Annotated in this window: 25 protein-coding genes and 1 pseudogene; 15 read left to right on the top strand and 11 right to left on the bottom strand. The window is 72.5% G+C overall.

The features are described from left to right. Positions 1-359 precede the first annotated feature (359 nt). Entirely contained in the window at positions 360-1109 is a 750-nt protein-coding gene (locus VT50_RS18430) for an LOG family protein (RefSeq protein WP_079343853.1), read from the top strand. A gap of 37 nt (positions 1110-1146) precedes the next feature. On the opposite strand, the gene folP is transcribed toward VT50_RS18430, so the two are convergent. Further along, positions 1147-2007 carry a dihydropteroate synthase gene (gene folP, locus VT50_RS18435; protein WP_046091056.1) on the bottom strand — a complete coding sequence of 287 codons (861 nt, stop codon included), beginning with the start codon at positions 2005-2007 and terminating at the stop codon, positions 1147-1149. Between the two features lie 138 nt (positions 2008-2145). Here folP and VT50_RS41400 point away from each other — a divergent pair, with 138 nt between their 5' ends. Both VT50_RS41400 and VT50_RS18445 read left to right on the top strand, forming a co-directional pair. Continuing rightward, positions 2146-2739: a DivIVA domain-containing protein gene (locus VT50_RS41400; RefSeq protein ID WP_420822201.1), complete on the top strand. Its 594-nt coding sequence runs from the start codon at positions 2146-2148 to the stop codon at positions 2737-2739. Next, positions 2736-3344 carry a DNA-3-methyladenine glycosylase I gene (locus VT50_RS18445; protein ID WP_046091057.1) on the top strand — a complete coding sequence of 203 codons (609 nt, stop codon included), beginning with the start codon at positions 2736-2738 and terminating at the stop codon, positions 3342-3344. The genes VT50_RS41400 and VT50_RS18445 overlap by 4 nt, the downstream gene beginning before the upstream one ends. An 84-nt stretch (positions 3345-3428) precedes the next feature. Here VT50_RS18445 and chcB read toward each other — a convergent pair whose 3' ends face one another. Next, on the bottom strand, positions 3429-4235 hold the full coding sequence (chcB, locus tag VT50_RS18450) for a 2-cyclohexenylcarbonyl CoA isomerase (RefSeq protein ID WP_046091058.1): 807 nt from the start codon (positions 4233-4235) through the stop codon (positions 3429-3431). A 355-nt stretch (positions 4236-4590) separates the two neighbouring features. Here chcB and VT50_RS18455 point away from each other — a divergent pair, with 355 nt between their 5' ends. Beyond that, entirely contained in the window at positions 4591-4758 is a 168-nt protein-coding gene (locus VT50_RS18455; protein WP_003966491.1) for a DUF3117 domain-containing protein, read from the top strand. 211 nt (positions 4759-4969) lie between these two features. Here the strand turns inward: VT50_RS18455 and VT50_RS18460 are convergent, their stop codons facing one another. Next, complete coding sequence (locus VT50_RS18460) at positions 4970-5635, bottom strand: O-methyltransferase (protein WP_046086015.1); 666 nt, start codon at positions 5633-5635, stop codon at positions 4970-4972. 241 nt (positions 5636-5876) lie between these two features. Between VT50_RS18460 and sigE the strand changes: the two genes are divergently transcribed. The 5 genes from sigE (at position 5877) to VT50_RS18485 (ending at position 10786) form a co-directional block, all read left to right on the top strand. Continuing rightward, a complete protein-coding gene (gene sigE / locus VT50_RS18465) occupies positions 5877-6596 on the top strand; it encodes an RNA polymerase sigma factor SigE (RefSeq protein ID WP_046086021.1) in 720 nt (239 codons plus the stop codon). Next, positions 6593-7525, top strand: a complete 933-nt coding sequence (locus tag VT50_RS18470; protein ID WP_046086014.1) for an anti-sigma factor family protein — start codon at positions 6593-6595, stop codon at positions 7523-7525. The genes sigE and VT50_RS18470 overlap by 4 nt, the downstream gene beginning before the upstream one ends. A gap of 202 nt (positions 7526-7727) precedes the next feature. Continuing rightward, positions 7728-9437 (top strand): trypsin-like peptidase domain-containing protein, encoded by a 1710-nt coding sequence (locus tag VT50_RS18475; protein WP_046086013.1) that lies wholly within the window; start codon positions 7728-7730, stop codon positions 9435-9437. Positions 9438-9536: 99 nt separating this feature from the next. Then, entirely contained in the window at positions 9537-10007 is a 471-nt protein-coding gene (locus tag VT50_RS18480; protein WP_046086012.1) for a sec-independent translocase, read from the top strand. A 119-nt stretch (positions 10008-10126) separates the two neighbouring features. Beyond that, a complete protein-coding gene (locus VT50_RS18485) occupies positions 10127-10786 on the top strand; it encodes a hypothetical protein (RefSeq protein ID WP_046086011.1) in 660 nt (219 codons plus the stop codon). A 91-nt stretch (positions 10787-10877) separates the two neighbouring features. Here the strand turns inward: VT50_RS18485 and VT50_RS18490 are convergent, their stop codons facing one another. From VT50_RS18490 to VT50_RS18500, 3 genes are read right to left on the bottom strand one after another with little or no spacing between them, the layout of a single operon-like run. Then, a complete protein-coding gene (locus VT50_RS18490) occupies positions 10878-12032 on the bottom strand; it encodes an Mrp/NBP35 family ATP-binding protein (protein WP_046086010.1) in 1155 nt (384 codons plus the stop codon). A 41-nt stretch (positions 12033-12073) separates the two neighbouring features. After that, positions 12074-12604, bottom strand: coding sequence for a DUF1003 domain-containing protein (locus tag VT50_RS18495; protein WP_046086009.1), 531 nt, complete (start codon positions 12602-12604; stop codon positions 12074-12076). Next, complete coding sequence (locus VT50_RS18500) at positions 12594-13877, bottom strand: magnesium transporter MgtE N-terminal domain-containing protein (protein ID WP_046086008.1); 1284 nt, start codon at positions 13875-13877, stop codon at positions 12594-12596. The genes VT50_RS18495 and VT50_RS18500 overlap by 11 nt, the downstream gene beginning before the upstream one ends. A 199-nt stretch (positions 13878-14076) precedes the next feature. Here VT50_RS18500 and VT50_RS18505 point away from each other — a divergent pair, with 199 nt between their 5' ends. Beyond that, positions 14077-14817: a hypothetical protein gene (locus VT50_RS18505; RefSeq protein ID WP_107424830.1), complete on the top strand. Its 741-nt coding sequence runs from the start codon at positions 14077-14079 to the stop codon at positions 14815-14817. A gap of 107 nt (positions 14818-14924) precedes the next feature. Here VT50_RS18505 and VT50_RS18510 read toward each other — a convergent pair whose 3' ends face one another. Further along, positions 14925-15470 (bottom strand): hypothetical protein, encoded by a 546-nt coding sequence (locus VT50_RS18510; RefSeq protein ID WP_046086006.1) that lies wholly within the window; start codon positions 15468-15470, stop codon positions 14925-14927. A gap of 85 nt (positions 15471-15555) precedes the next feature. On the opposite strand from VT50_RS18510, the gene VT50_RS18515 reads away from it, so the two are divergent. Beyond that, on the top strand, positions 15556-16533 hold the full coding sequence (locus VT50_RS18515; protein WP_046086005.1) for a DMT family transporter: 978 nt from the start codon (positions 15556-15558) through the stop codon (positions 16531-16533). A gap of 48 nt (positions 16534-16581) precedes the next feature. Here VT50_RS18515 and VT50_RS18520 read toward each other — a convergent pair whose 3' ends face one another. Further along, positions 16582-17682 (bottom strand): magnesium and cobalt transport protein CorA, encoded by a 1101-nt coding sequence (locus VT50_RS18520; RefSeq protein WP_046086020.1) that lies wholly within the window; start codon positions 17680-17682, stop codon positions 16582-16584. Between the two features lie 449 nt (positions 17683-18131). Here VT50_RS18520 and VT50_RS18525 point away from each other — a divergent pair, with 449 nt between their 5' ends. From VT50_RS18525 to VT50_RS18535, 3 genes are all read left to right on the top strand, one after another. After that, positions 18132-18737 (top strand): suppressor of fused domain protein, encoded by a 606-nt coding sequence (locus VT50_RS18525; protein ID WP_046086004.1) that lies wholly within the window; start codon positions 18132-18134, stop codon positions 18735-18737. 144 nt (positions 18738-18881) lie between these two features. Then, entirely contained in the window at positions 18882-19523 is a 642-nt protein-coding gene (locus tag VT50_RS18530; protein WP_046086003.1) for a DUF6758 family protein, read from the top strand. A gap of 200 nt (positions 19524-19723) precedes the next feature. Continuing rightward, complete coding sequence (locus tag VT50_RS18535; protein WP_046086002.1) at positions 19724-20578, top strand: PHP domain-containing protein; 855 nt, start codon at positions 19724-19726, stop codon at positions 20576-20578. 198 nt (positions 20579-20776) lie between these two features. On the opposite strand, the gene VT50_RS39640 is transcribed toward VT50_RS18535, so the two are convergent. Further along, on the bottom strand, positions 20777-20929 hold the full coding sequence (locus tag VT50_RS39640; protein ID WP_020868604.1) for a hypothetical protein: 153 nt from the start codon (positions 20927-20929) through the stop codon (positions 20777-20779). 214 nt (positions 20930-21143) lie between these two features. Between VT50_RS39640 and VT50_RS18540 the strand changes: the two genes are divergently transcribed. Continuing rightward, positions 21144-22073, top strand: a complete 930-nt coding sequence (locus tag VT50_RS18540) for an NYN domain-containing protein (protein WP_046086001.1) — start codon at positions 21144-21146, stop codon at positions 22071-22073. 34 nt (positions 22074-22107) lie between these two features. Here the strand turns inward: VT50_RS18540 and VT50_RS18545 are convergent, their stop codons facing one another. Beyond that, positions 22108-22974 carry an alpha/beta fold hydrolase gene (locus VT50_RS18545; protein WP_046086000.1) on the bottom strand — a complete coding sequence of 289 codons (867 nt, stop codon included), beginning with the start codon at positions 22972-22974 and terminating at the stop codon, positions 22108-22110. Between the two features lie 136 nt (positions 22975-23110). Beyond that, a pseudogene (locus tag VT50_RS18550) lies at positions 23111-25520 on the bottom strand (DEAD/DEAH box helicase). Positions 25521-25525: the final 5 nt, after the last annotated feature.

Here is a 25525-nt window from a genome sequence, read left to right on the forward strand (position 1 = left end):
TGCCGTCCGGCGTGTGGCCGGGGATCGGGGTCCAGGGGCGGAGCCCCTGGTTACGGGAAGGGGCGGGGAGGGGAAAGCACCGCCATGCGGCTCCGGCGGCGGGGCGGGGCCTCGTCTCGGGCCCCGGGGGCTGGGGCGGAGCCCCAGTTGTGGGAAGGGGCGGGGAGGGGAACAGCCCGCCGTAGGCGGCACGGCCCGCCGGGACGCCCGCGCGCCCCGCCAGCGAGCCGCCGAACCCGCGTGATCAGCGGTTCGGCGGGTGAGCGTGTGCCCGGATTTTCGGCCGTATGCCGCCCAAGGGGCCTACCCTGATGCACAGATCTTTGACCAGATCTTGGTCATGGCGAAGGGAGCACTCAGTGGGCAACGCCGAAGAAGAGCGAGCGCTGCGGGAGCAGCGTCTGGGCCCGGTCGTGCGCCGCCGCCATCAGATGCGACCCGAGACGACCGACCAGCGCCTCCTGGACACCCAGGGGGCCACCCACTGGGTGCACGAGGACCCGTTCCGGGTGATGCGCATCCAGTCGGAGTTCGTCGAGGGCTTCGGCACCCTGGCGGAGCTGGGCCGGGCGATCAGCGTGTTCGGTTCCGCCCGTACGCCCGAGGGGTCACCGGAGTACGAGGCGGGGGTGCGGATCGGCCGGGCCCTCGCGGAGGCGGGCTTCGGGGTGATCACGGGCGGCGGCCCCGGCGCGATGGAGGCGGCCAACCGCGGTGCGACCGAGGCGGGCGGTGTCTCGGTCGGCCTGGGCATCGAGCTGCCGTACGAGCAGGGCCTGAACCCGTACGTCGACATCGGCGTCAACTTCCGCTACTTCTTCGTGCGGAAGACGATGTTCGTGAAGTACGCCCAGGGGTTCGTGGTGCTGCCCGGCGGTCTCGGCACCCTCGACGAGTGCTTCGAGGCGCTCACCCTCGTCCAGACCAAGAAGGTCACCCGCTTCCCGATCGTCCTCTTCGGCAGCGCCTACTGGAAGGGCCTGGTCGACTGGCTCACCAACACCCTCATCGCCGAGGGCAAGGCGTCCCCGCAGGATCTGGAGCTGTTCCACCTCACCGATGACATCGACGAGGTGATCGACCTGGTGACCAAGGAGTCCGGCCCCTGACCGGTCCGTGACCGCGCGTTGTCTCCTCACGGTCCGCTCAGGCCAGTCCCCGGCGGGCCACCGCCGGGGGCCGGTGGCCTGCGATGGACGACACCATGTCCAGCACCTGACGGGTCTCCGCCACCTCGTGCACCCGGTAGATCCGGGCCCCCAGCCAGGCCGATACGGCGGTCGTCGCGAGCGTGCCGATCAGCCGCTCCTTGACCGGCCGGTCCAGGCTCTCCCCGACGAAGTCCTTGTTGGACAGCGAGACCAGCACCGGCCAGCCGGTCTCCGTCAGCTCGTCCAGCCGACGCGTCGCCTCCAGCGAGTGGCGGGTGTTCTTACCGAAGTCATGGCCCGGGTCGATCATGATTCCGTCGCGCCGCACCCCCAGCCCGACGGCGCGCTCCGCGAGCTCCAGGGTGACCCGCAGGATGTCCTCCACCACGTCGTCGTAGCCGATCCGGTGCGGACGGGTGCGCGGCCGGGCCCCGCCCGCGTGGGTGCACACCAGCCCGGCGCCGTACCGGGCGGCGACCTCGGCCAGCTTGGGGTCGACCCCGCCCCAGGCGTCGTTGAGCACATCCGCGCCCGCGGCGCAGACCGCCTCGCCGACCTCATGGCGCCAGGTGTCCACGCTGATCACCACGTCCGGATGGCGCCTGCGCACCTCGGCCACGAAGCCCACCGTGCGGCGCGCCTCCTCCTCGGCGCTCACCTCTTCGCCCGGTCCGGCCTTGACGCCGCCGACGTCGATGATCGCGGCGCCGTCCGCGACCGCCTGCTCCACCCGGGCCAGGGCGGGCTCGTCGCGAAAGGTCGCACCCTGGTCGTAGAAGGAATCCGGCGTCCGGTTCACGATCGCCATGATCACCCGGTCGTTCTCACCGAACTCACGTCGTCCCAGCCGCAGCATCGAACTTCCCTCACGTCTTCTTCCGGGTCGCGGGCAGCGACGATAACTGTCAGAGGGGCATGGCACGATCGGGGCAGACAGTTATCGAGGCCGACGGACACAAGACTCAACCATGCATCTGACGGGGAGACGATCACCGTGTTCTTGTTCTTGCTGATCGCGCTGGTCGTGGTGGTCGGCGGGGTCACGCTCGCCGTCGTCGGCGGCGGTGACGGCCCGCTCACCGACGCGCCCCCGGACCGGCTGGGCGATCCGCTGCCCGCCGACCGGCCGCTGGCGCGCACCGATGTGGAGCGGCTGCGGCTCCCCATGACGCTGCGGGGCTACCGGATGGCGGACGTCGACGATGTGCTGGGCCGCCTCGGCGCCGAGCTCGCCGAGCGTGACGCCCGGATCGCCGAGCTGGAGACGGCGCTCGCCGGTCCGCGCACGAGGCCCTTGTCGTCCTCCGGGCGCGGCCCCGATCCGCTGTCGGCCCCGGAGATCGACCATGGCTTCGGGCCGGGCGGCGGCCTCGAGGGCCCCGGCTCCGGCCCCGAGCGGCGCGGCTTCAAGGACGACGGCTTCGACGACGACGCCTTCGAGGGCGGCTTCAAGGACGGCGGCTTCGGCGACAGGGACTTCGAGGACACGGGCTTCGACGCCTTCGGGCGGCGCGGCTTCAGCGGAACCGGCTTGGACGGACACGGAAACGGCTTCGAGGGCCGCGGTTACGAAGGGCATGGCGCATGAGCGAGCAGGGTGTGGTCGAGGGGCCGGACGGTCTGCCGCGCTGTCCCTGGGGCCTGGAGAGCGAGACCATGGCCGACTACCGCGTCTACCACGACACGGAGTGGGGCCGCCCGGTCCACGGCGATGACGCGCTCTATGAGCGGGTCTCCCTGGAGGCGTTCCAGTCGGGGCTGTCCTGGCTCACGATCCTGCGCCGCAGGGAGGGGTTCCGGGCCGCCTTCGCCGACTTCTCGATCAAGAAGGTCGCTGAGTTCACCGAGGCCGACGAGGAGCGGCTGCTCGCCGACCCCGGCATCATCCGCAACCGCGCCAAGATCGCCGCCACGATCGCCAACGCCCGCGCCGCGGTGGCGCTCGCGCCCGGCGAGCTGAGCGAGCTGATCTGGTCCCACGCCCCGGCGCCCGACGGCCGCCCGGTGCCGCGGACCTTCGCCGATGTCCCCGCGATCACCCCGGAGTCCACGGCCCTCAGCCGCGACCTCAAGAAGCGCGGCTTCCGCTTCGTCGGCCCCACCACGGCGTACGCGCTGATGCAGGCATGCGGCCTGGTCAACGACCATCTGGCGGACTGCCATGTCCGTGACGCGGTCCGCGACGCGGTCTGAGCGCCCCGGCCGCCGACGGCCGGTGGCCAAAGCGGCCGGGGCCAATGCCGGGGCCGGATCAGGGGCGGCGGCCGGGCCGGTCGCTCAGCGCCCGGTGAACCTCGGCCTCTCCTTGTTCACGAACGCGTTCACCGCGATCGCGTGGTCGTCCGAGGCCCCCGCGCGGCGCTGCAGCTCGTCCTCCATGGCCAGGGCCTCGGTGAGGGTGTGGCCCGCGGCGAAGGCCATGGACTCCTTGATCGCCGCATAGGCCGCGGTGGGGCCCTCGGCCAGCCGCCGGGCGAACGCCGCCGCCTCGGCGGCCAGCTCCCCGGCCGGGACCACCCGGTGGGCGATGCCCAGGCCAAGCGCCTCCTGGGCGTCGATGGTGCGCGGGAAGAGCAGCAGATCCGCCGCCCGGCCGTAGCCGATCAGCCGCTGAAGGGTCCAGGAGACGCCCGAGTCGGCGGTCAGCGCGACCCCGGCGAAGGAGGTGTTGAAGGAGGCGGTGTCGGCGACGATCCGGTAGTCGGCGGCGAAGGCGAAGCCCGCCCCGGCGCCCGCCGCGACCCCGTTGACCGCGGCGACCACCGGCTTCGGCATCCCGGCGATCGTGGTGACGATCGGGTTGTAGTGCAGTGCCACCGTGCTCATGGTCGAGCCCTCGCCGGTGCCGGCGCGGTCGGCGGCCAGCAGTCCGATGTGCTCCTTGAGGTCCTGGCCGACGCAGAAGGCGCGCGGCCCGGAGCCGGTGAGCAGCACCGCCCGTACCGCCGGGCTCTCCGCGGCCTCCAGCAGCGCGTCGCGCAGCGCCTCCTTGGTGTCGATGTTCAGGGCGTTCATCGCGTCGGGACGATTCAGCGTGATCGTCGCGAGACCCTCGGTGAGGTCGTAGAGCACGGTGTCGGCCATGGCGGTCCTCCGGCGGTCGGGCGAGGCGGTCGGGCGGCTCGGGCTGCGGCCGCACGGCGGGCCCGGGAGGGGGCCCGCCGCGGCGGTCAGCGCACAGCATGCCGGAGATCACGACCGACCGACATGTGACCTGCGTCAAAGAACCGACCCTTCGTTCGGTGACGGCGGGCGTACGTTACCGCGATCCCCTCCCCGAATTGAGTGGTTTTGGGGGAACGCCTCGCGCAGGCGTTGCCGACCGATGTTGGTCATCGGGTCGTGCCATGCGGGATAATGAAGGGGAAGCAACGTGTTCGATGCCGGTGACACCTGGGTTGTCGGCTGCGATGAGCTGGTTTCAGGAAGGGGAACGAGCATGGCGGCCATGAAGCCGCGGACGGGCGACGGCCCGCTCGAGGTGACCAAGGAGGGGCGGGGCATCGTCATGCGCGTTCCGCTCGAAGGCGGCGGTCGGCTCGTCGTCGAGCTGACACCGGACGAGGCCGACGCCCTCGGCGACGCCCTGAAGAAGGTCGTCGGCTGACGGCTTGCGGCCCACCATCACCCGCGCGCTGCCCCGGCGGCCGGTACCTGACGTACCGGCCGCCGGGGCAGCGCTCGTACGGGGTTCCGGCGGAACGGTCCGAACGGCCGGGAACGGCCGTTCGGACCGTTCCGCCGCTGACCGTTCGGGCGGTTCCGGCCGCGGGATGCGGCCCGGCCGCGGGGGTTCGGCCCCGCTTGACCGTGAAGGCTCAGCCCCGCTTGACCGCGCAGAGCAGGCCGTCGCCGACCGGCAGCAGGGACGACTGGAGCACGGTGGACTCCCGCACGGTCCGCAGCAGCTCGCGCACCCGCAGTACCTCCGTGGGCTGGGCCGCGGAGTCCACGGTCCGCCCGTTGGCGAAGACCCCCTCGAAGCAGACCAGCCCGCCGGGCCGCAGCAGCCGCAACGATTCGGCGAGGTAGTCCAGGCACTCCTGCCGGTCGCCGTCGCAGAAGACCAGGTCGTATCCGCCGTCGGCCAGCCGGGGCAGGACGTCGAGGGCGCGGCCGGGGATGAAGCGCGCCCGGTTCCCGGTGAACCCGGCCGTGCGGAACGCCTGCCGGGCGAACTGCTGCATCTCCGGTTCGGTGTCCACGGTGGTCAGCACGCCGTCCGGGCGCATTCCGCGCAGCAGGTGGATTCCGGAGACGCCGGTCCCGGTGCCGATCTCGGCGACGACCTTGGCGTCGGCGGTGGCAGCGAGCAGCCGCAGCGCGGCGCCGGTGCCCGCGGACACCGAGCGCAGCCCTGCTTCCCGGGCCCGGTCACGGGCCCAGTGAAGGGCTTCGTCCTCGGCGACAAACGCGTCGGCGAACGCCCAGCTCGTCTGCCGGTTGCCGGTAATGACCCTCTCCTGTCCCCGTAGTTGGCGCAACGGTGACTGTATCCGCTGCGCACGGGAACCCGCAGATGGGACCAGGCGTTGTAAAAGCCGGGGGGACTGTATGGATCACGACCAAATGCAGGTCAAAAATGCTTATCCGGAGCTAACGGGCGAGGTGGATATGGTAGGGGCTCTACTGGAGACCACCAGAGCCGACAGGGGAGGTGCGGCTGCGGCCGGTGACCGGCGAGTGCTGAGGCGCTTCCGCAGGTCAGTGGGCGAGCCGAAATCCGTGACCAACACCGCTGACCGTTCTCACCCCCGTAGCCCGAAGGGCACGGGAGGTGCGCCCCTCGCCGAGCCCGCCACCACCGCGACCTTCGCCACGGATGCGGACGCGGCGTGGACGCCTCCCACCTGGGAGGAGATCGTCAGCACTCACAGCGCACGGGTGTACCGCCTCGCCTACCGGCTCACCGGTAACCAGCACGACGCCGAGGATCTCACCCAGGAGGTGTTCGTCCGCGTCTTCCGCTCGCTGTCGACGTACACCCCTGGCACCTTCGAGGGCTGGCTGCACCGCATCACCACCAATCTCTTCCTCGACATGGTCCGCCGCCGGCAGCGCATCCGCTTCGACGCGCTCGGCGAGGACGCGGCGGAGCGGCTCCCCAGCCGCGAGCCCTCTCCCCAGCAGCACTTCAACGACACCCACTTCGACGCGGATGTGCAGCAGGCGCTGGACACCCTCGCCCCGGAGTTCCGCGCCGCCGTGGTGCTCTGTGACATCGAGGGGCTGTCGTACGAGGAGATCGCGGCCACCCTGGGTGTCAAGCTGGGCACCGTGCGCAGCCGTATCCACCGCGGCCGCTCGCATCTGCGCAAGGCGCTGCAGCACCGCGCCCCCGCGGCGCGGGGCGGGCAGCAGCAAGGCGGGCAGCAGCAAGAGGTCACCACGGTGGCTCCGGGCGGCACGGTCCCCCGGCTGAGCGGGGAGGTCGGAATCGCGTGACCCGATCAGGCGGTCCGTCCCCCGCCGAGCAGCATCTCGGCGACCGCCTTGCGGCTCTGGTCGACGGTGAGCTCGGGCATGACGCGCGGGAGCGCGTCCTCGCCCACCTCGCCACCTGCTGCAAGTGCAAGGCGGAGGCCGATGCCCAGCGTCGGCTGAAAAACGTGTTCGCCCAGACGGCGCCCCCGGCACCGTCGGAGGGCTTTCTGGCCCGTCTCCAGGGCCTGCCCGCCGCGGGCGGCGATGACGGCATGGGCGGCTCCCCCTTCGGTGGCCCGGGCGTCTTCGCCCCGCGCGATCTGCGCGGCGGGCCGCGGGACGTGCGCGAGCTGCGCGATGTCCGGGAGCCGGAGGAGAGACGGGAGCGGGCGTTCGCCTTCGTGCCCGCGATGCCCCCCGGCACCGCGATCGCACCGGCGGCGTCGGCCCGTGCCTCGCGTCAGCGCGGCTTCCGGATCCATGAGGTCGAGCGCCCCGCCCCGCGCCGTAGGTTCGCCTTCGCGGCGGCCGGAGCGGTCTCCCTGGCGGCCTTCGCGCTCGGCGCGGCCCTGCCGCTGGACGCGGCGGTCGACCCCCCGGGCGCCGCCAATTCGGCCGACGGCGCCGACACCGCGGTCTCCCCGGCGAGCGTCGCCGACACCGCTGTGAACGCGGGCGTGCGGGAGCGCACCCGCCGTGAGGTGGGCCTGCTGGCCACCCCGGCCTCCAGTACGGGCGCCCCGTCCCCGACGGCCACCCCGTACCCGCCGTCCCTGCGCCAGCCGGTGGCGGCGCTGAACCCGCTGATACAGCCGATCCTGTCGGTCACGGAGCTGCTGCGGACGTCGAACTCCACACCTCCGGCCCCCCGGCCGACCCAGCTGGAGGCCCCGCCCGGGCCCGCGTCCGGCGGCTCGCCGTACCTCGGGGTCAGCGCGCCCCCGAAGTAGCGCGGAAGCGGTACGACGGCGATCACGGCGTCGCGTTTCCGGCCGCCCGTGTCTTCGCCGTTCATGACGGGGTCTTCTCGTCCGCCCTGCGCGGGCGCCGATGGACCTGATTGAATCGCCTCCGGGCAGCGCGACCCGGAGGCGGCGACGTATGCCCCGGACGGGTGCGGTCCCTGCCCGTCTGCGGGAACTTGGGGAGATCATGGACGAGCCGAGGGCCCCCGGGCCCAAGCCGAAGCCGAGGTGGTGGAGCCGCCCGGCCGCCGCACGACCCGACGACCGGCCGGACGACGCGGCGGAGGGTGCCGAGGAGCGTACGGGGCCGGCAGCGGCGCAGCTGGCGCCGGAGCCGGTGGACGCCCCCGCGGAGGGTCCGGCGCCCGAGGAGCGGGCGCCCCGGCCGTTGCATGAGCCCGACCCGTACAGCACCCCGCCCTATGGCGGCCCGGGGCCCTGGGCCCCGGCCCCGCCCGTTCAGCATCCGGTGACGACCCCCGCGCAGGGCACCCATGTCCCGCCCGGGATGGCCCAGACGCCTCACCAGGCGCCCGGGATGACCCCGCCCCACGGCACCACCGTGCCGACCGCCGCGGGGCCCGTACCGGGCCAGAGCGCGCCGCCGCAGCACCCCGGGATGACCCCGCCGCACGGCACCCAGCTGCCTCCGGGCCCCGGAGAGCCCCACCACAGCCACCAGGCCGTCCCCACGGCGCAGCCCGCCCAGGGCGCCCAGTGGGGCGGTTACGACCCCTGGACCGTGGTTCCGCCGCCCACCGGGCGCGAGCGCGAGCGGAAGACCGTCTCGCGCCGCGGCGCCTGGATCGCCGTACTGCTGATCGCCCTGGTCGCGGGGTGCCTCGGCGGCGGTATCGGCGCCTACGCGGAGCGGGAGCACGCCTCCGGGGGCGTCGATGTGAAGCTGCCGCAGGCCCCGGTCGAGAAGGAGGCCAGGTCCCCGGGCAGTGTCGCCGGAATCGCCGCCAGGTCGCTGCCCGGCGTGGTGACCATCCATGTGCGCGGCAGTGCGGAGGAGGGCACCGGCACCGGCTTCATCCTCGACAAGCGGGGCCACATCCTCACCAATAACCATGTCGTCCAGCCCGCCGGTACGGGCGGCGACATATCGGTGACCTTCAACGGCGGCCAGGACGCCAAGGCCCAGGTGATCGGCCGGGACACCGGGTACGACCTCGCGGTGATCAAGGTCGACCGCGTCTCCGGGCTCACCCCGCTGCCGCTGGGCAACTCCGACTCCGTGCGCGTCGGCGACCCCGTCGTGGCCATCGGCGCCCCCTTCGACCTGGCGGGCACGGTCACCTCCGGGATCATCAGCGCCAAGGAGCGCCCCATCACCGCGGGCGGCGAGAAGGAGGACGGCAGCGACGTCAGCTATGTCGACGCGCTGCAGACCGATGCCCCGATCAACCCGGGCAACTCCGGCGGCCCCCTGGTCGACCGCAAGGGGCGGGTCATCGGGATCAACAGCGCGATCCGGGCGGCCGACGACGGCTCGGGGCTCGGCGGCGCCCAGGGCGGCAGCATCGGCCTGGGCTTCGCCATCCCGATCAACCAGGGCAAGCGGGTCGCTGAGGAGCTGATCAACACGGGGAAGGCCACCCATCCGGTCATCGGCGTCACCCTCGACATGAGCTACACGGGCGACGGCGCCCGGGTGAACACCAAGGGCGCGGGTGGCGGTGCGCCGGTCACCGCGGGCGGCCCCGGCGACAAGGCGGGGATCGAGCCCGGTGACGTGATCACGGAGGTGGACGGCGTACGGGTGCACAGCGGCCAGGAGCTGATCGTGAAGATCCGCAGCCACCGCCCCGGGGACCGGCTCGAGCTCACCGTCAGGCGCGACGGCAAGGAGCGTCCCGCGGAGCTGACCCTGGGCTCGGCGAGCACCGGCTGACGCCCGTTGTTGGCCCGGCCGTCTCCCGCGCCGACCCCACCGCCAGGTACGGTATTGAGTGGCCCAGGCCGGGGCCCAGACGTCTTGAGGAGCTGCAAGGTGTTGGACATAGGACCTCTCGAGCTTGTCGCGCTCGTCGTCCTTGCGGTGCTCGTCTTCGGCCCGGAGAAGCTCCCGAAGGTGATTCGGGACGTGACGCAGTTCATCCGGAAGATCCGGGAGTTCTCCGACAGCGCCAAGGAGGACATCCGCACCGAGCTGGGCCCGGAGTTCAAGGACTTCGAGTTCGAGGACCTCAACCCCAAGACCTTCGTGCGCAAGCACGTACTGGACTCCGATGAGCTCGGCCTGAAGGAGATCCGTAACGGTTTCGACCTCCGTAAGGAGATGGCGGAGGTCGCCGACGCGGTGCACGGCCGGGAGAGTGATCCGGCGCAGGGCTCTTCAGGGGGATCCGGAACCACCCCGCCGTCCCTGTCCAAGGACGGCTCCAGCACGCCTGACCTGCTACGCAAGCGTGAGGAGCCGAGGCGCGAGGAGCGTCCTCCTTTCGACTCCGACGCCACTTGATCCCCCCGTATGCCCGGCCTGGTTGACCCGTATGGCTATCCTCCCTTTGTCCGGGGTGAGGGTCGCCCGAGGGGGGCGGGCCGCCCACGACGCAGGGCACATGAGGAGGCCGCGCGCACATGGAGACCACGGATCGGCTAGGCGAACGAGGGGTGGCAGCGGCCATGCAGGGGATGCCCGTCGACGCACGGCGGAGTGTCGACGGCTATCTGAAGGCCGCCTTCCCCTGGTACGGGCTTGACGAGGCGTTCACCGGCCCCCGCTGGCTGATGCAGGTGGGCGCGGCCGCGGACGGCATCGTCGAGTACGGCTCGACCGGCCATGGCGAGGAGCCGTCCCTGCGGGTCGAGACCGATATGGACCAGCAGCGCTTCACGGTGGTCGTCACCGTCGCCAGCCGCCCGGGTCGGGACAGCGCCGACGGCACCGGCAAGCTGGAGGCCACCTCGGTCTCCTCGGCCGCCTGGCTGGCCGGTTCCGGTCTGCTGTCGTGCACTTGGCCGACCCGGATGGAGCGGGCGCTGCGCCAGGACTGGCTGGACCAGCAGACCGCGATCGCCTGGGAGCTGGCGGACGACCTGGAGGGCGAGAGCTGGTCACAGCTGTCGCTCCCGGTGGACGGGGTGCCGACCGACTTCCACTACCGCGAGTCGGAGTACGGCTGGGTGCTGGCCGGTACGGCGAACGAGGACGTGCACATCGGGGCCTACGGGCGCGGGATGAGCGCCTATGGTCTGGGCTTCGCGGTGGTGAAGGACATCACCCGCTACGACGGGTAGGGCCGTACCGGACGGCTGCGGCGTACCCAACGGCTGAGGGGCGGTTTCCCCGGGAAACCGCCCCTCACCGTTCGGTCGCGACCGCGCTCGCTCAGAACTTGTTGCGCGGGGTGACGCCCAGCGACATGCCCGCGAGGCCGCGCTGACGGCCGCCGATCTTGCCCGCGATCGCCTTGAGCGCGCTGCCCGCCGGGGAGTCGGGGTCGGTCAGCACCACCGGCTTGCCCTCGTCGCCGCCCTCACGCAGCCGTACGTCGATCGGGATGGCGCCCAGCACCGGCACCGTGGTACCCGTGGTCCGGCTGAGCCCGTCGGCGACCACCTGGCCACCGCCGGTGCCGAAGACATCGACCATCTCGTCGCAGTGCGGGCAGGGCAGCCCGGACATGTTCTCCACCACGCCGACGATCTTCTGATGGGTCTGGACGGCGATCGCGCCCGCCCGCTCGGCGACCTCGGCCGCGGCCTGCTGCGGCGTGGTCACCACCAGGATCTCGGCGTTGGGCACCAGCTGGGCGACGGAGATCGCGATGTCACCGGTGCCCGGCGGGAGGTCGAGCAGCAGCACATCGAGGTCGCCCCAGTAGACATCGGCCAGGAACTGCTGGAGCGCGCGGTGCAGCATCGGCCCGCGCCAGACCACCGGGGCGTTCCCGGGCGTGAACATCCCGATCGAGATCACCTTCACGCCGTTCGCCGACGGCGGCATGATCATGTTCTCCACCTGGGTGGGCCGTCCGTCGGCGCCCAGCATCCGGGGCACCGAGTGGCCGTAGATATCGGCGTCCACCACGCCGACCTTGAGCCCGTCCGCGGCCAGCGCGGCGGCCAGGTTGACCGTCACCGAGGACTTGCCGACCCCGCCCTTGCCGGAGGCCACCGCGTAGACCCTGGTCAGCGAGCCGGGCTTGGCGAAGGGCACCTCGCGCTCGGCTTGGCCACCGCGCAGCGAGGCGGCCAGCTCACGCCGCTGCTCGTCGCTCATCACCTCGAGGTCCACCGTGACTCCGGTCACACCCTCGACCCCGGCGACCGCCGTCCGCACATTGCTGGTGATCGTGTCCCGCATCGGACAGCCGGAGACCGTGAGGTAGACCACCACGGCGACCGAGCCATCCGCCGCGATCTCGACGGATTTGACCATGCCGAGTTCGGTGATCGGCTTGTGGATCTCCGGGTCGTTGACCGTCGCGAGCGCGGCGCGCACCGCGTCTTCGCTCGGCGCTGGGAGGGTGTCGGTAGCCATACGGAGATGGTACGGCGCCGTGGGCGGGGCGCGGACGGCCGTCAGCGGTCGTGTTCCTCACTCGGCCGGGGTTCGCCGGGGCCGCCCGGCCGTGCGGCGCTCCGGCCGCCGTCCGGCCCCTGGCGCAGGTCCGCCAGCTGGTCGCGGAGCCAGTCGCGGGTGGCCACCTCGCCCAGGCCCGTGCGCAGCGCCGCGATCTCCCGGGTGAGGAACTCGGTGTCGGCGATGGACCGTTCGTTCTGCTTGCGGTCCTGTTCGAGGTTGACCCGGTCGCGGTCGGCCTGCCGGTACTGGGCCAGCAGGATCAGCGGGGCGGAGTACGACGCCTGGAGCGAGAGCATCAGCGTCAGGAAGATGAACGGGAACGGGTCGAACCGCAGCCGCGCCGGCGCCAGGCTGTTCCAGGTCAGCCATACGACGACGAAGACCGTCATCCAGGCGATGAACCGCCCGGTGCCCAGGAACCGCGCGATCCGCTCCGACGCCCTGCCGAACGCCTCGGGGTCCCAGCGCGGCAGCGGGCTGCGGCGCGGCGCCTTGGGCCGGTCCAGACGGCCGCCGTCACCGTCCATCGGCGGCCTCCGGCAGGGCCATCCCGGCGTGCAGCTCGCCCTCCCGCCAGTCCGTCGGCAGCAGGTGGTCCAGGACGTCGTCGACCGTCACCGCGCCGAGCAGCGAGCCGGTCTCGTCCACGACCGGCGCCGCGAGCAGGTTGTAGGTGGCCAGATGACCGGCGACGACGGGCAGCGGGGTGTCCGGCGGCAGCGTCGGCAGATCGCTGTCGACGGCCGCGCCGACAAGGGTGAACGGCGGGTCGCGCAGCAGCCGTTGGAAGTGGATGATGCCCAGGTAGCGGCCGGTGGGCGTCTGGTCGGGCGGGCGGCAGACATAGACCTGGGAGGCGAGCGCGGGGGTCAGGTCCTGGTTGCGCACCCGGGCGAGCGCGTCCGCGACGGTGGCGTCCGGGCGCAGCACGATCGGCTCGGTCGTCATCAGACCGCCCGCCGACCCCTCCTCGTACGACATCAGCCGCCGCATGTCGGCCGCGTCCCGGGGGCGCATCAGGTCCAGTAGCCGCTCCTTGTCGGGCTCGGGGAGCTCGGAGAGCAGATCGGCCGCGTCATCGGGGTCCATGGCCTCCAGGACGTCGGCCGCGCGCTCCTCCTTGAGCTTGCCGAGGACCTCCACCCGGTCGTCGTCGGGCAGCTCCTCCAGGACGTCCGCGAGCCGCTCGTCGTCCAGGGCCGCCGCCACCTCGCCCCGGCGCTTGGCGGACAGGTGGTGCAGCACATTGGCCAGGTCGGCGGGGCGCAGCTGCTCGAAGGTGGCCAGCAGGTTCTCCGCGCCCTGCCCCTGCTCATCCAGCGAGAAGCCGGTGACCGCCGACCAGTCCACGGTCAGCGCCTCGCCGCGGCGGCGCAGCGCACGGGTCCTGCCGCGGCGGACGTAGACCTTGTCGACCTCCCAGTCCCGGCGCGCGGGGAGCTGGCTCATCGAGACGTCCAGGACCGTCACCGGGTCATCGGTCTCGACCAGCCGCACCGTGCGGTCGAGCAGTTCGCCGAGGACCAGGGTCTCGGTGGGGCGCTGTTCGAAGCGGCGCATGTTGAGCACACCGGTGGTGATGACCTGGCCGGACTCCACACCCGTCACCCGGGTCATGGGCAGGAAGATCCGACGGCGGCCGACCACCTCGACCACCAGGCCGAGCACCCGCGGCGGACGGCCTGCCAGCCGCAGCATCGCCACGACATCGCGCACCCGCCCCACCTGGTCGCCGTTCGGGTCGAAGACGGCGACGCCCGCGAGATGCGAGACGAAGACCCGGGGGGCGCCTGCCGGCATGCCCTGCCTCCCCTCGTCATGGGGCCCATCTGTCAGGATTTGTGGCTATTCAAGGCAATGATCCGCTCTCTACCGGGTTCAGGCTAACGTGCCCGCACCTGCCCTGCCGCCGGACGTGAGCACCGCGGCACCCTGCGGACACCGCGGGACGGCACCGGTACGCTGCCCTACTGCACCGGCATCAGGAGGCAGAGCGGACGTGCGCACCCGGAACAGGGCTGTCGTTGCGGCGATGTGCGCGGGGTTGGCCGCCACCCTCGCCGCGTGTGGCGGCGGGGAGAAGGACCCCGACGCGGGGACGAACGGCGTGGGAAAGCTGCCCGCCGCGAAGATCGAGAGCAAGGCCCGTCAGGCGGCCGGCAGCGCGCACGCGGTGCGGCTCTCCGGCAACCTCGTCACCAGTGGGGCCACCTACAAGCTGAACATGCGGCTCAACACCGACGGCGGCGCGGGCGAGGTCTCCACCAAGGGCTCCAGCTTCCAGCTGCTGCGCGTCGGCAAGGAGCTCTACCTCAAGGCCGGCGCGGGCTTCTGGTCGCACGACGGCAAGAGCGATGGCGGCGACGCGGACAACGCGGCGGGCAAGCTGGACAACAAATACGTGAAGGTCCCCTCCGGCGACCCCTCCTACAAGCGGCTCAGCGGGTTCACCGATATGAAGCTGCTGCTCGACGGGTTGCTCGGACTGCACGGCAAGATCGCCACAGGTGACCACGGGCGCGTGGGCGGCGTGCGGACGATCACCATCAGCGCCGGTGAGGCCGGTGACGGCGGCTCGCTCGACGTCTCCCTGGAGGGCCGTCCGTATCCGCTGCGGCTGCAGCGGGCGGGCGGCGCGGGCGTGATCCGGCTCACGGACTGGAACAAGGGCTTCAAGCTCACCGCCCCGGAGAAGGGCCATGTGCTCGACTACGGACAGCAGATCCCGGAGACGGCGTAACCGCGCGCACGCCTCGTAGGAGCGCGTCCTTACGGTCGCCGGCTCGCCACGACGCGTCCCTTACGGCCATCGGCTCGCTAGGGCGCGTCCTGACGGTCGTCAGCCGGTCAGGACGCGTCCTTACGGGCGTCACGGGCCCGCTTCTTGCGGCGGGCCAGCAGCTTGGGGAGCGCCGCCGGGATCGGGCGGCGGGTGATCGCCGGGGACGGCAGCGGGGCCGCCGCCAGGGAGCCCGCGGGGTGCTCGGCGAGCGCCCCGGGCATGGGCTCCAGCCGCAGCACCCGGCAGTCACGGGCCCAGCGCTCCGCGATGTGGTCGGCGTCCGCCGCGTTCAGCCGCTTGCCCTTGAGCTCGTCGACCGCCGCGGTCCACGCCTCGCCGCCCGGGGCCAGCTCGGCCACCCGCGCGGACCAGCTCACCAGCCGCCCGCCCTTGTCCTTGCTGCGCACGGTCACGGTGGCGCCGCCGCCGTCGGCCAGCCCGAGGTCCTCGAGGGGCTGCTCATCGGGCCCGTCCCCGACGAGACAGACCGCGCCCTCGTGCCAGATGTGCCACAGGGCGCGCGGGGCACCCTCGGTGCCCTGGACCCAGATGAGGGCGGACTTCTTGGTCGCCTCCTCGACAAGGGCACGGTCCATCGGCGTCTGCGTCATGCCGACAGCCTAGGCCAGTCCCACACCCGTCCCAGCCCGTGAAAGGTCAGTTCCGTCGCAGGGGCACGGGCCTTACGCTGGCCGCGTGTCCACCGCCCGTCGCGCCTCAGCCCCCACCGCCTCGTCCACCGCACCCGGCGACGCTGGTCGCTTCCACGGCGGTCCCCTGGACATCACGCTCCTTACGGTCGCCATCGCCGGGGTCTCGCTCTCCGCGCCGCTGGCCGCCGCGACGGCGGCGCCCGCGCTCGCCATCGCCTTCTGGCGCAACGCCATGGCGGTGGGCGCGCTCACCCCGCTCGCCCTGTGGCGCCACCGGAGCGAGCTGCGCGGGATGGGCCGCCGGACGGCGCTGCTCTCGGCCGGGGCGGGGGCGCTGCTCGCGGTGCACTTCGGAGCCTGGCTGCCGAGCCTGCACATGACCTCCGTGGCCTCCTCGACCGCGCTGGTGACCACGACCCCCATCTGGACGGCGCTGCTGCTGCGGCTGCGCGGCCACCGCCCGCCCCCGCTCGCCTGGCTGGGCATGGGCCTGGCGTTCCTCGGTGTGCTGATCCTCACCGGGGTCGACCTGTCCGCCTCCCCGCGCGCCCTGCTGGGCGACGGGCTCGCGCTGCTGGGCGGGGCCGCGGCGGCCGGGTACGTACTGCTCGGCGCCGAGGTGCGCCGTTCGGTGAGCACCACCGCGTACACCTATGTCTGCTACGCCACCACCAGCGTGCTCCTGCTGCTGACCTGCCTGGTGGCGGGCGCGGAGCTCGGCGGCTACAGCGGCACCACCTGGCTGCGGCTGGCCGCGCTGACGGTCACCGCGCAGCTGCTGGGGCACACCCTCATCAACCGGGTGGTCAAGGGCCTCGGCCCGTCCGTCACCTCGACCGCGCTCCTGCTGGAGACGCCGGGCGCGGCCCTGATCGCGGCACTGTGGCTGGGTCAGCTGCCGCCCGTGGCCGCCTATCCGGCGCTCGTGGTGATCCTCGGCGGACTCGCGCTGGTCATCATGGCGGACGGGAAGGGCCCGGCGGCGGACGAGCAGAGCGCGGTGAACGAACCCGCCCGTTGAGTGAGGGCCCGCCCGCTGAGTGGGGCGGGTGAGGGCCCCCGTCCGCCCCTACAGCCAGCCGTTGCGCTTGAAGCCTCGGTGGATCGCGAAGCAGATGCCCACCGTGACCACGAGCACGGTCGGGTAGCCGAACTTCCAGCGCAGCTCCGGCATGTAGTCGAAGTTCATGCCGTAGATCCCCGCGATCATCGTCGGCACGGCGAAGATCGCCGCCCAGGACGTGATCTTCCGCATGTCCTCGTTCTGCGCGACCGTGGCCTGCGCAAGATTGGCCTGGAGGATCGAGTTCAGCAGGTCGTCGAAGCCCAGCACCTGCTCGTTGACCCGCGCCAGATGGTCCGCGACATCCCGGAAGTACTTCTGGATGTCCGGGTCCACCAGCCGCATCGGACGCTCGCTCAGCAGCTGCATCGGCCGCAGCAGCGGCGAGACGGCCCGCTTGAACTCCAGGACCTCGCGCTTGAGCTGGTAGATCCGGCCCGCGTCGCCGCCCCGCCGGGAGGTCGCGGCCGAGAAGACGTCGATCTCGACCTCGTCGATGTCGTCCTGGACCGCGTCGGCCACCGCGAGATAGCCGTCGACCACCTGGTCGGCAATGGCGTGCAGCACCGCGGAGGGGCCCTTGGCGAGCAGTTCCGGGTCCTGCTGGAGCCGGTGGCGCAGCGCGCGCAGCGAGCCCTGGCCGCCGTGCCGGACGGTCACGATGAAGTTCCGGCCGGTGAAGCACATCACCTCGCCGGTCTCCACGACCTCGCTGGTCGAGGTGAGTTCGGTGTGCTCCACGTAGTGGATGGTCTTGAAGACGGTGAAGAGGGTGTCGTCGTACCGCTCCAGCTTGGGCCGCTGGTGCGCCTGCACCGCGTCCTCGACCGCCAGCGGGTGGAGCCCGAACTCCTGGGCGATCCCCGCGAACTCGCGCTCGTTCGGCTCGTGCAGCCCGATCCAGGCGAACCCGCCCTCCTCACGGACCCGTTCCATGGCCTGCGCCGGGCTCACGTGGTCGCTGACCCGCTTGCCGTCGCGGTAGACCCCGCAGTCGACCACGGCGCTGGTGACCGAAGGGTCACGCGTCGCGTCGTAGTCGCTGGCGGTGCGGGAACGGCGCAGGGCGGGGCGTACGGCTGCGCGCAGGTCGCGGATCATCGACATGACGGGCTCCTTCACAGGCCGGCCGTCAGCGGCGGGCGCGCGGCGCAGCGCGGCGCCCGGAAGGTGGACGTACGACATCCCGTGCCCGTACGTCCGCAAAGCGGGCGGCGCTCCGTGCGATGGCGCTGACGGAAGGTTCTTCGGAACTGAACAAAGCGGTACGAAGGCGCTCTACCGTCAGATGCCCTGGATGCGAGTGGGCTTCGCGTGTTTCACCGCACGGCGGTGGGGTACGGAAGGCTCAGATCATGAAGTCGCATACCAAGGGGAAACGACGGGAGAACTGTCGGTACTGCACGGTCGACTAGGATCCACCGCAGCCCCACCTCCTCCGGCCGGTCCCCCGTGAGGGACGATCTGTAACTCCGCGGGCAGGGATTAAGGCTATCAGTCGGCAGAACCGTAACGTCGCCGCTTTGCCTGTTCGATGCGCGATCTATGCTCACCGCATGTCAGACGTTCTTCAGCTGGTCGAGGCCCGGTTGATCACCGAGCTGGGCGAGCCGGACGCCCGAGCCGCCGTCACCTTCGTCGGTACGGACCGCATCGAGGTGCTGCGGTTCCGCGATGAGAGCGATGTGGTCCGCTACGCCACGCTCGGCATGTCGGACCACCCGATGACCAGCCCGACCGCCGCCGTCGCCGACCCGCTGCGGGGACCGCGCGCCGAGCTGGTCCTGACCGTAAGGGCGGACGGTTCCGGTCCCGACCTCTCCGTCCTCGACGAGGTGCTGCGCCCGCTCGCCGTGCTGGCCGCCTCGCCCCAGGTCGAGGGGGTCGTGGTGACCCCCGGCGCATCGCTGGACCTCGGCGGGCCGCTGTGGCCCGGGGCACCCTTCAGCTCCGTCCTGGTCGCCGAACCGGGCGGCCTGGTCGAGGACTTGGAGCTGCTGGAGCCCCTGGAGCCGGTGCGCTTCCTGCCGATGCTGCCGATGACCACGAACGAGGCGGCGTGGAAGCGGGTGCACGGCGCCGGTGCCCTCCAGGACCGCTGGCTGCGGCACGGCACGGATCTGCGCGACCCGGTGCGGCCCGGGGTGCCGCTGTCGGGCTGAGAACCGTACGGAGGCGCGCGATGCCCCCGGGTGCGGGGCGGGCGGGAGCCGTGGCGGGGTCGGACGGGAACTGGTGCGGGAAGTGACCTCCGGACGGGTGATCGTCCTTGACGCGACGACGACCGGGGAGGACCGTGGGGCCCTATGAGGGGCGAACCCAGTTGCCCGAAGTGCGGTGGCCGGGTGCGAGCGCCCGGTCTCTTCGCCGACTCCTGGCAGTGCGGTGTGCACGGCACGGTGCACCCCCTCCAGCCGGTCGTCCCGCCGAGCGTCGAAGCACTCGTGGTCGTCACCAACCGCGCCCGGGTGCCCGTATGGATGCCGTGGCCGCTGCCCGTGGGCTGGCTGTTCACGGGTGTGGCCTGTGCCGGGGACGACCGCAGCGGCGGCCGTGCCACCGCGGTGGCTTGCTCCGGCCCCGGACCGCTGGGCGGCCCGGGTGAGCTGCTGCTGATCGCCGAGGAGCTGGGCATCGGCCTCGGCGCGCGTTTCGCGGGCCTCCCCGGGCCCGATCCGGGGCCGGGGATGCGGGTGGACAAGCCGCCACACGTCAAGGTGCTGGCCGCCGGGCGTCCCACCCCGCTGTGGCACGTCGAGGGCACCCCGGACGACCGCGCGGTCTTCGCGGGCGAGGCGTGCGGGCTGTGGCTGTGGGCGGTCGTCTGGCCCGAGCAGACCGGGCTGCTGATGTACGACGAGATGGTGCTCACCGATCTGCGGGACGCGGGGGCCGAGGTCGATCTGGTGCCCTGCGGCGCGCTCTCGCCGAGGCTGCTCTCGCCCTGAGCCCTTTCCCGTTCGCCTCTGGCCTCGCCGTTCCCGGCCTCGCCGTCGGCTGGTACGTCATGCACGGGTCAGGGCCCATCGCCGCGGGCAGGTGCGGGCGTGGCGGCCGGGCCTGGTTATGCTGGGGCATCCCCCAGGTCCATGAGGCCCGTCCATGAGGTCCATGAGGGCCGTCCCGAACGCAGCTTGGAGCCCGTGCCGTGCGCATCGACCTGCACACCCACTCCACCGCGTCGGACGGTACGGACACCCCCGCCGAGCTGGTACGGAACGCCGCCGCCCAGGGGCTGGACGTCGTCGCGCTCACCGATCACGACACCGTCGGCGGCTATGAGGAGGCGACCAAGGCGCTGCCCTCCGGGCTGACGCTGGTCACCGGCGCCGAGCTGTCCTGCCGTCTGAACGGGGTGAGCCTGCACATGCTGGCGTACCTCTTCGACCCGGCCGAGCCCGAGCTGGCGCGCGAGCGCGAGCTGGTGCGCGACGACCGGGTGCCCCGGGCCCGGGCGATGGTCGCGAAGCTGCGCGAGCTGGACGTGCCGATCACCTGGGAGCGGGTGGCGGGGATCGCCGGGGACGGGTCCGTCGGACGGCCGCACATCGCCACCGCGCTGGTCGAGCTGGGCGTCGTGGAGACCGTCTCGGACGCCTTCACCCAGGACTGGCTGGCCGACGGCGGCCGGGCGCATGTGGAGAAGCACGAGCTGGACCCCTTCGAGGCGATCCGGCTGATCAAGGGTGCGGGCGGGGTCGCGGTCTTCGCGCATCCGCTGGCCGTCAAGCGCGGCCAGTGCGTACCGGAGAGCGCGATCGGCGAGCTGGCGGCGGCGGGCCTCGACGGCATCGAGGTCGACCATATGGACCACGCCGAGGACACCCGTGTCCGGCTGCGCGGTCTCGCCGCCGAGCTCGGTGTGCTCACCACCGGCTCCAGCGACTATCACGGCAGCCGTAAGACCTGTCGGCTCGGCGAGTACACGACGGACCCCGAGGTCTACCGGGAGATCGTGCGCCGGGCGACCGGGGCCTTCCCGGTGCCGGGCGCGGGCGGCTGAGCGGCCCCCGCTTCCCCGGGCGCGGACGGCCGGGCCCCGCGTCCCCAGGGCGGGCGGCTGAGCCCCGCCATCACGGTCCAGCAGATCGTCAACGGCGTCATCCAGGTGGCCCACTCCGCCTGACACGCACGAGCGCCCCCGTACGGTCCGTACGGGGGCGCTCGACGCTCTGTACTGCTGGGCAGGGCCCTTATGGCACTACCGGGCGGCGGTGTCGGCTGGACGGATGTAGATGCGCTGGCCGATTGCGGCGGCCTGCTGCACGATCCGGTTGACGGAGGCGGCGTCTACGACGGTGCTCTCGATGGCGCTGCCATCGATGTCGTCAAGGCGCATGATCTCGAAGCGCAAGGCTTCTCCCTTCGTCTGATCCTCCTGAAGGAGAACTGATGTGTACGGAGTCGCGCAGCATCGCTGCCGCGCTCTCCTATAGGTGTTCAACGAGCGGGTCCCCCGAAAACATTCCCTACGCTAATAAAATTTTTTCGCAGCCTAAGTATCCGCTGGTAGCCGGGGCGGGGTCCGGTTGTGCCCCTCACAGAGCCGCCCGGAGAATGAACCGCGTATGAGTGAGACCAAGCCTCCGGGCCCACAGGACCTCGCCTCGATCGTCGCGGGCATCGAGCGCACGAACGAGCTGCTGCAGCGCGTACTCGCCGAGGTCGCGACCACGCCCTCGACTCACGCGATCTTCGTGGACGCGGGGTATGTCTATGCGGCCGCCGGGCGGCTGGTCGCGGGCACGGAGGACCGCCGGGCGTTCGAGCTGGACGCCGAGGGGCTGATCGAGGCGTTCATCGACAAGGCGCGCACGATCTTCCCGGACAGCAGGCTGCTGCGCGTCTACTGGTTCGACGGCGCCCGGCGCCGGATCCACACCCCGGAGCAGCAGGGCATCGCCGAACTGCCCGACGTCAAGGTCCGGCTCGGCAACCTCAACGCCAACAACCAGCAGAAGGGCGTCGACTCGCTCATCCGCTCCGACCTGGAATCCCTCGCCCGCCACCGCGCCATCGGCGACGCCGTGCTGATCGGCGGCGACGAGGACCTGGTCTCCGCCGTCGAGGCCGCCCAGGGCTACGGGGCCCGCGTCCACCTCTGGGGCATCGAGGCCCTTGACGGGCGCAACCAGGCCGAGCCGCTGCTGTGGGAGGTCGACAGCCAGCGCACCTTCGACCTCGACTTCTGCAAGCCGTATGTCACCCGGCGCGCCACCGGCTTCGAGCCGAACGGCGACGCGCCGCTGTGCGGGCCCGCCCCGACCCGGGACGAGGTGCGCTTCGTCGGAGCGCAGATCGCCGCCCAGTGGCTGTCCTCACGCGGCCGTGACACCCTCGCGGACCTGCTGCCGGGCCATCCGTATCTGCCCGGCTCCGTGGACCAGGAGCTGCTGATCGACGCGGAGGGGCTGCTGCGGCTCTCGCTGCGCGCCCACGCCGATCTGCGGCGGGCCCTGCGGGACGGCTTCTGGGAGCATCTGCAGGCGCAGTACTGACCCTGCGGGGGCAGCCCGGATCGGGCCTTCTGGCTCAGCTCACGTCGCGCCAGAAGGAGATCAGGGCGTCGGCGGTGGGATGGGCCCGCTCGGCGTTGGGGGAGTGCCCGGCGCCCTCGATCACGGTCCTGCGGGCGGCCAGCCGCCCGGCCATCTCGTCCATCAGCGGCACCGGCCAGGCGTAGTCCACCTCGCCCGACAGCACATGGACGCGCAGCCGCAGCGCCGCCAGCTCATCGACCCGGTCCGGCTCTTCGGACAGCTGCCGCCCGGTGACGATCAGCTGCTCCGGTACGGTCCCGAGCCAGCGCTGGTGCAGGAACTCCGCCACCCCGGGCGGTGTCGACTCATCGGCCGCCTCTGGCGGGTCCAGCTCGCGCATCGCCTGCCATACGGACTCCATGTCCATCACGGTCAGCGCGTCGATCAGCAGCTTGATCCGGGCGCGCTGCGGGGCGGAGATGGCCGCCGGGCCGGAGCTCATGATCGTCAGCGAGGCGAACGCCCCCGGGTCGCGCAGTGCGGCGGTCCGCGCGATCAGCCCGCCGAGCGAGTGCCCGAGCACATGGACGGGGTCCTCGGTCGCCGCGCTCAGGGCGGTGACCTGCGCGAGCAGGTCCTGCGCCAGCTCGTCCTGGGCGTACGCGGCCTCCTTACGGGGGCCATGGCTCTCGTGCTGCCCCCTGCCGTCGACGGCGACGGCCCGGAATCCCGCCGCGGCGAGCGGTTCCAGCAGCGCGATGAAGTCCTCCTTGCTCCCGGTGAACCCCGGGACCAGCAGGACGGTCCCGCGCGCCGCCGAAGCGGGCCGCGCGTCATGGACGGCGAACTCACCGCGCGCGGTCCGGAGGCGGTACGCGCGGGCGCTCGCGGGCAGTGTGAGGAAGGGCGGCCTGCTCATGGGACGAGGCTATACAGCCCGCGGGAAACGGCACATGAACGCCCAGGGGCCCGTACCGCGGTGTCGCGGTACGGGCCCCTGGGGCTCTGCGCTGCTGTGCCGTGGCGCCCTGGTGCCGTTGTGCCGATGGGCTGGGTCAGCCCTCGACCGTGGCCTCGGCAGCCTTGGCGCGCGTACGGCGCCGGGGCTTGGCGGGCGCGGCCTCGGCCTCGTCCACCGCCGGTGCCGCGGTGGCGCTCTTGGCGCGGGTGCGGCGCCGCGGCTTGGCGGCTTCGTCGCCGTCGGCGGCCTCGGTGGTGCCTTCGGCGGTCGCGACAGCGGCTTCGGCGGTCTCCGTCGCCTTGGCGCGGGTGCGCCGCGGCTTGGCGGGAGCCTCGGCGGCCTCCGCCTCCGGCTGCGCGTCGGCCTTGGCGGCGGCGCGGGTGCGGCGCCGGGGCTTGGCCTCCTCCGAGGTCCCTTCGGCCGTCTCGGCGGCGTCGGCTGTCTCGGCGGCCTTACGGGTCCGGCGGCGGGGCTTGGTCTCCTCCGCCGCGCCCTCGGCCGTGTCCACGGCGGCTTCCGCCGCTTCGGTGGCCTTGGCGCGGGTCCGGCGGCGCGGCTTCGCGGGAGCCTCCACGGCCTCCGCCGTCGTCACCGCCGCTTCCGCGGCCTCGGCCACGGACTCCTCCGCAGTGCCCCCGGCCGTCTCGACGGCCTCCGCGGCCTTGGCGCGGGTCCGGCGGCGCGGCTTCGCGGGAGCTTCCACGGCCTCGGGGGCCTCCACGGCCTCGCGGGCCTCCGCCGTCGTCACGGCCGTCGCCGCGGCTTCCGCCGCCTCGGCGGCGTACGCGGCGCCCGTGGACTCAGCCACGCCCCTCTCGGCCGCCTCGGCGGCCCTCGCACCCCGTGTGCGGCGGCGGCGCGGCTTGGCGGCGGCCCTGGAGGGCTCCGCTTCCGGCTGGCCCGCCTCCGCCGTGTCCACGGCGGCCGTGCCAGCCTCCGCGCCGGTCGTCGCCAAGCCGCCGCGCGTACGGCGGCGTCGGCGGGGCCGACGGGGCTCGCTGGCGCTCTCGGCGGTGTCGGCGGCGGCCTCGGCCGCCTCCGCGCCCGCCCCGTCCAGGGTCACACCGCCACGCGTGCGGCGCCGGACCCGGCGGTCGCGCGCGGGGCGCTCCTCCGCGGCCGGTGCGGCGGCCCGGCCGCGGCCTCCACGGCCGGGGCGGCCTCCGCGGCCCCCGGTCTCGCCCAGGTCCTCCACCTCCTCGGCGGCGAGCCCGGCCCGGGTGCGCTCGGCACGCGGGAGCACACCGGTGGTGCCCGGGGGGATGCTCAGCAGCTCGTAAAGGTGCTCGGAGGTGGAGTACGTCTCCTCCGGGTCGTTGAACGGCAGGTCCAGCGCCTTGTTGATCAGCTGCCAGCGCGGGATGTCGTCCCAGTCGACAAGCGTGATCGCGATGCCCGAGGCGCCCGCGCGACCCGTACGGCCGATGCGGTGCAGATAGGTCTTCTCGTCCTCGGGCGACTGGTAATTGATCACATGCGTGACGCCCTCGACGTCGATGCCGCGCGCGGCGACGTCGGTGCACACCAGCACGTCGACCTTGCCGTTGCGGAAGGCGCGCAGCGCCTGCTCGCGGGCGCCCTGGCCGAGGTCGCCGTGGACCGCGCCGGAGGCGAAGCCGCGGCGCGCGAGCTGATCGGCGATGTCGGCGGCGGTGCGCTTCGTACGGCAGAAGATCATCGCGAGGCCCCGGCCATCGGCCTGCAGCACCCGCGCCACGACCTCCGGCTTGTCCAGGGAGTGGGCGCGGAAGACATGCTGCGTGATGTTGGCCACGGTCGCGCCCTCGTCGTCCGGCGCGGTGGCACGGATGTGCGTGGGCTGCGACATATAGCGCCGGGCCAGCGAGATGACCTGTCCCGGCATGGTGGCCGAGAAGAGCATCGTCTGGCGTTTGGCGGGCAGCAGCTGGATGATCTTCTCGACGTCGGGCAGGAAGCCCAGGTCGAGCATCTCATCGGCCTCGTCCAGGACGAGCGCCTTGACGGCGGAGAGCCGCAGCTTCTTCTGGCCCGCCAGGTCCAGCAGCCGGCCCGGGGTGCCGACGACCACGTCGACGCCCTTCTTCAGGGCCTCGACCTGCGGTTCGTAGGCGCGACCGCCGTAGATCGACACGACGCGGACGGCGCGGACCTTACCGGCGGTCAGCAGGTCGTTGGTCACCTGCTGGCACAGCTCACGGGTGGGGACGACGACGAGCGCCTGCGGGGCGTCGGTCAGCTGCTCGGGCTTGGCCCGGCCGGCCTCGACGTCCGCGGGGACGACGACGCGCTCCAGCAGGGGGAGGCCGAAGCCCAGCGTCTTGCCGGTGCCGGTCTTGGCCTGTCCGATGACGTCGGTGCCGGAGAGGGCGACCGGAAGCGTCATCTCCTGGATGGGGAACGGGGACGTGATGCCGACGGCTTCCAGGGCCTCGGCGGTCTCGGGGAGGATCCCGAGTTCTCGGAACGTGGTCAGGATGCTTGCCTCTTCTGTGAGCGCGACGGGAGGCGGCGAAGGGGGTCACACGGC

It is taken from the genome of Streptomyces antioxidans (assembly GCF_000968685.2).
In the GTDB taxonomy this organism is placed as follows: domain Bacteria; phylum Actinomycetota; class Actinomycetes; order Streptomycetales; family Streptomycetaceae; genus Streptomyces; species Streptomyces antioxidans.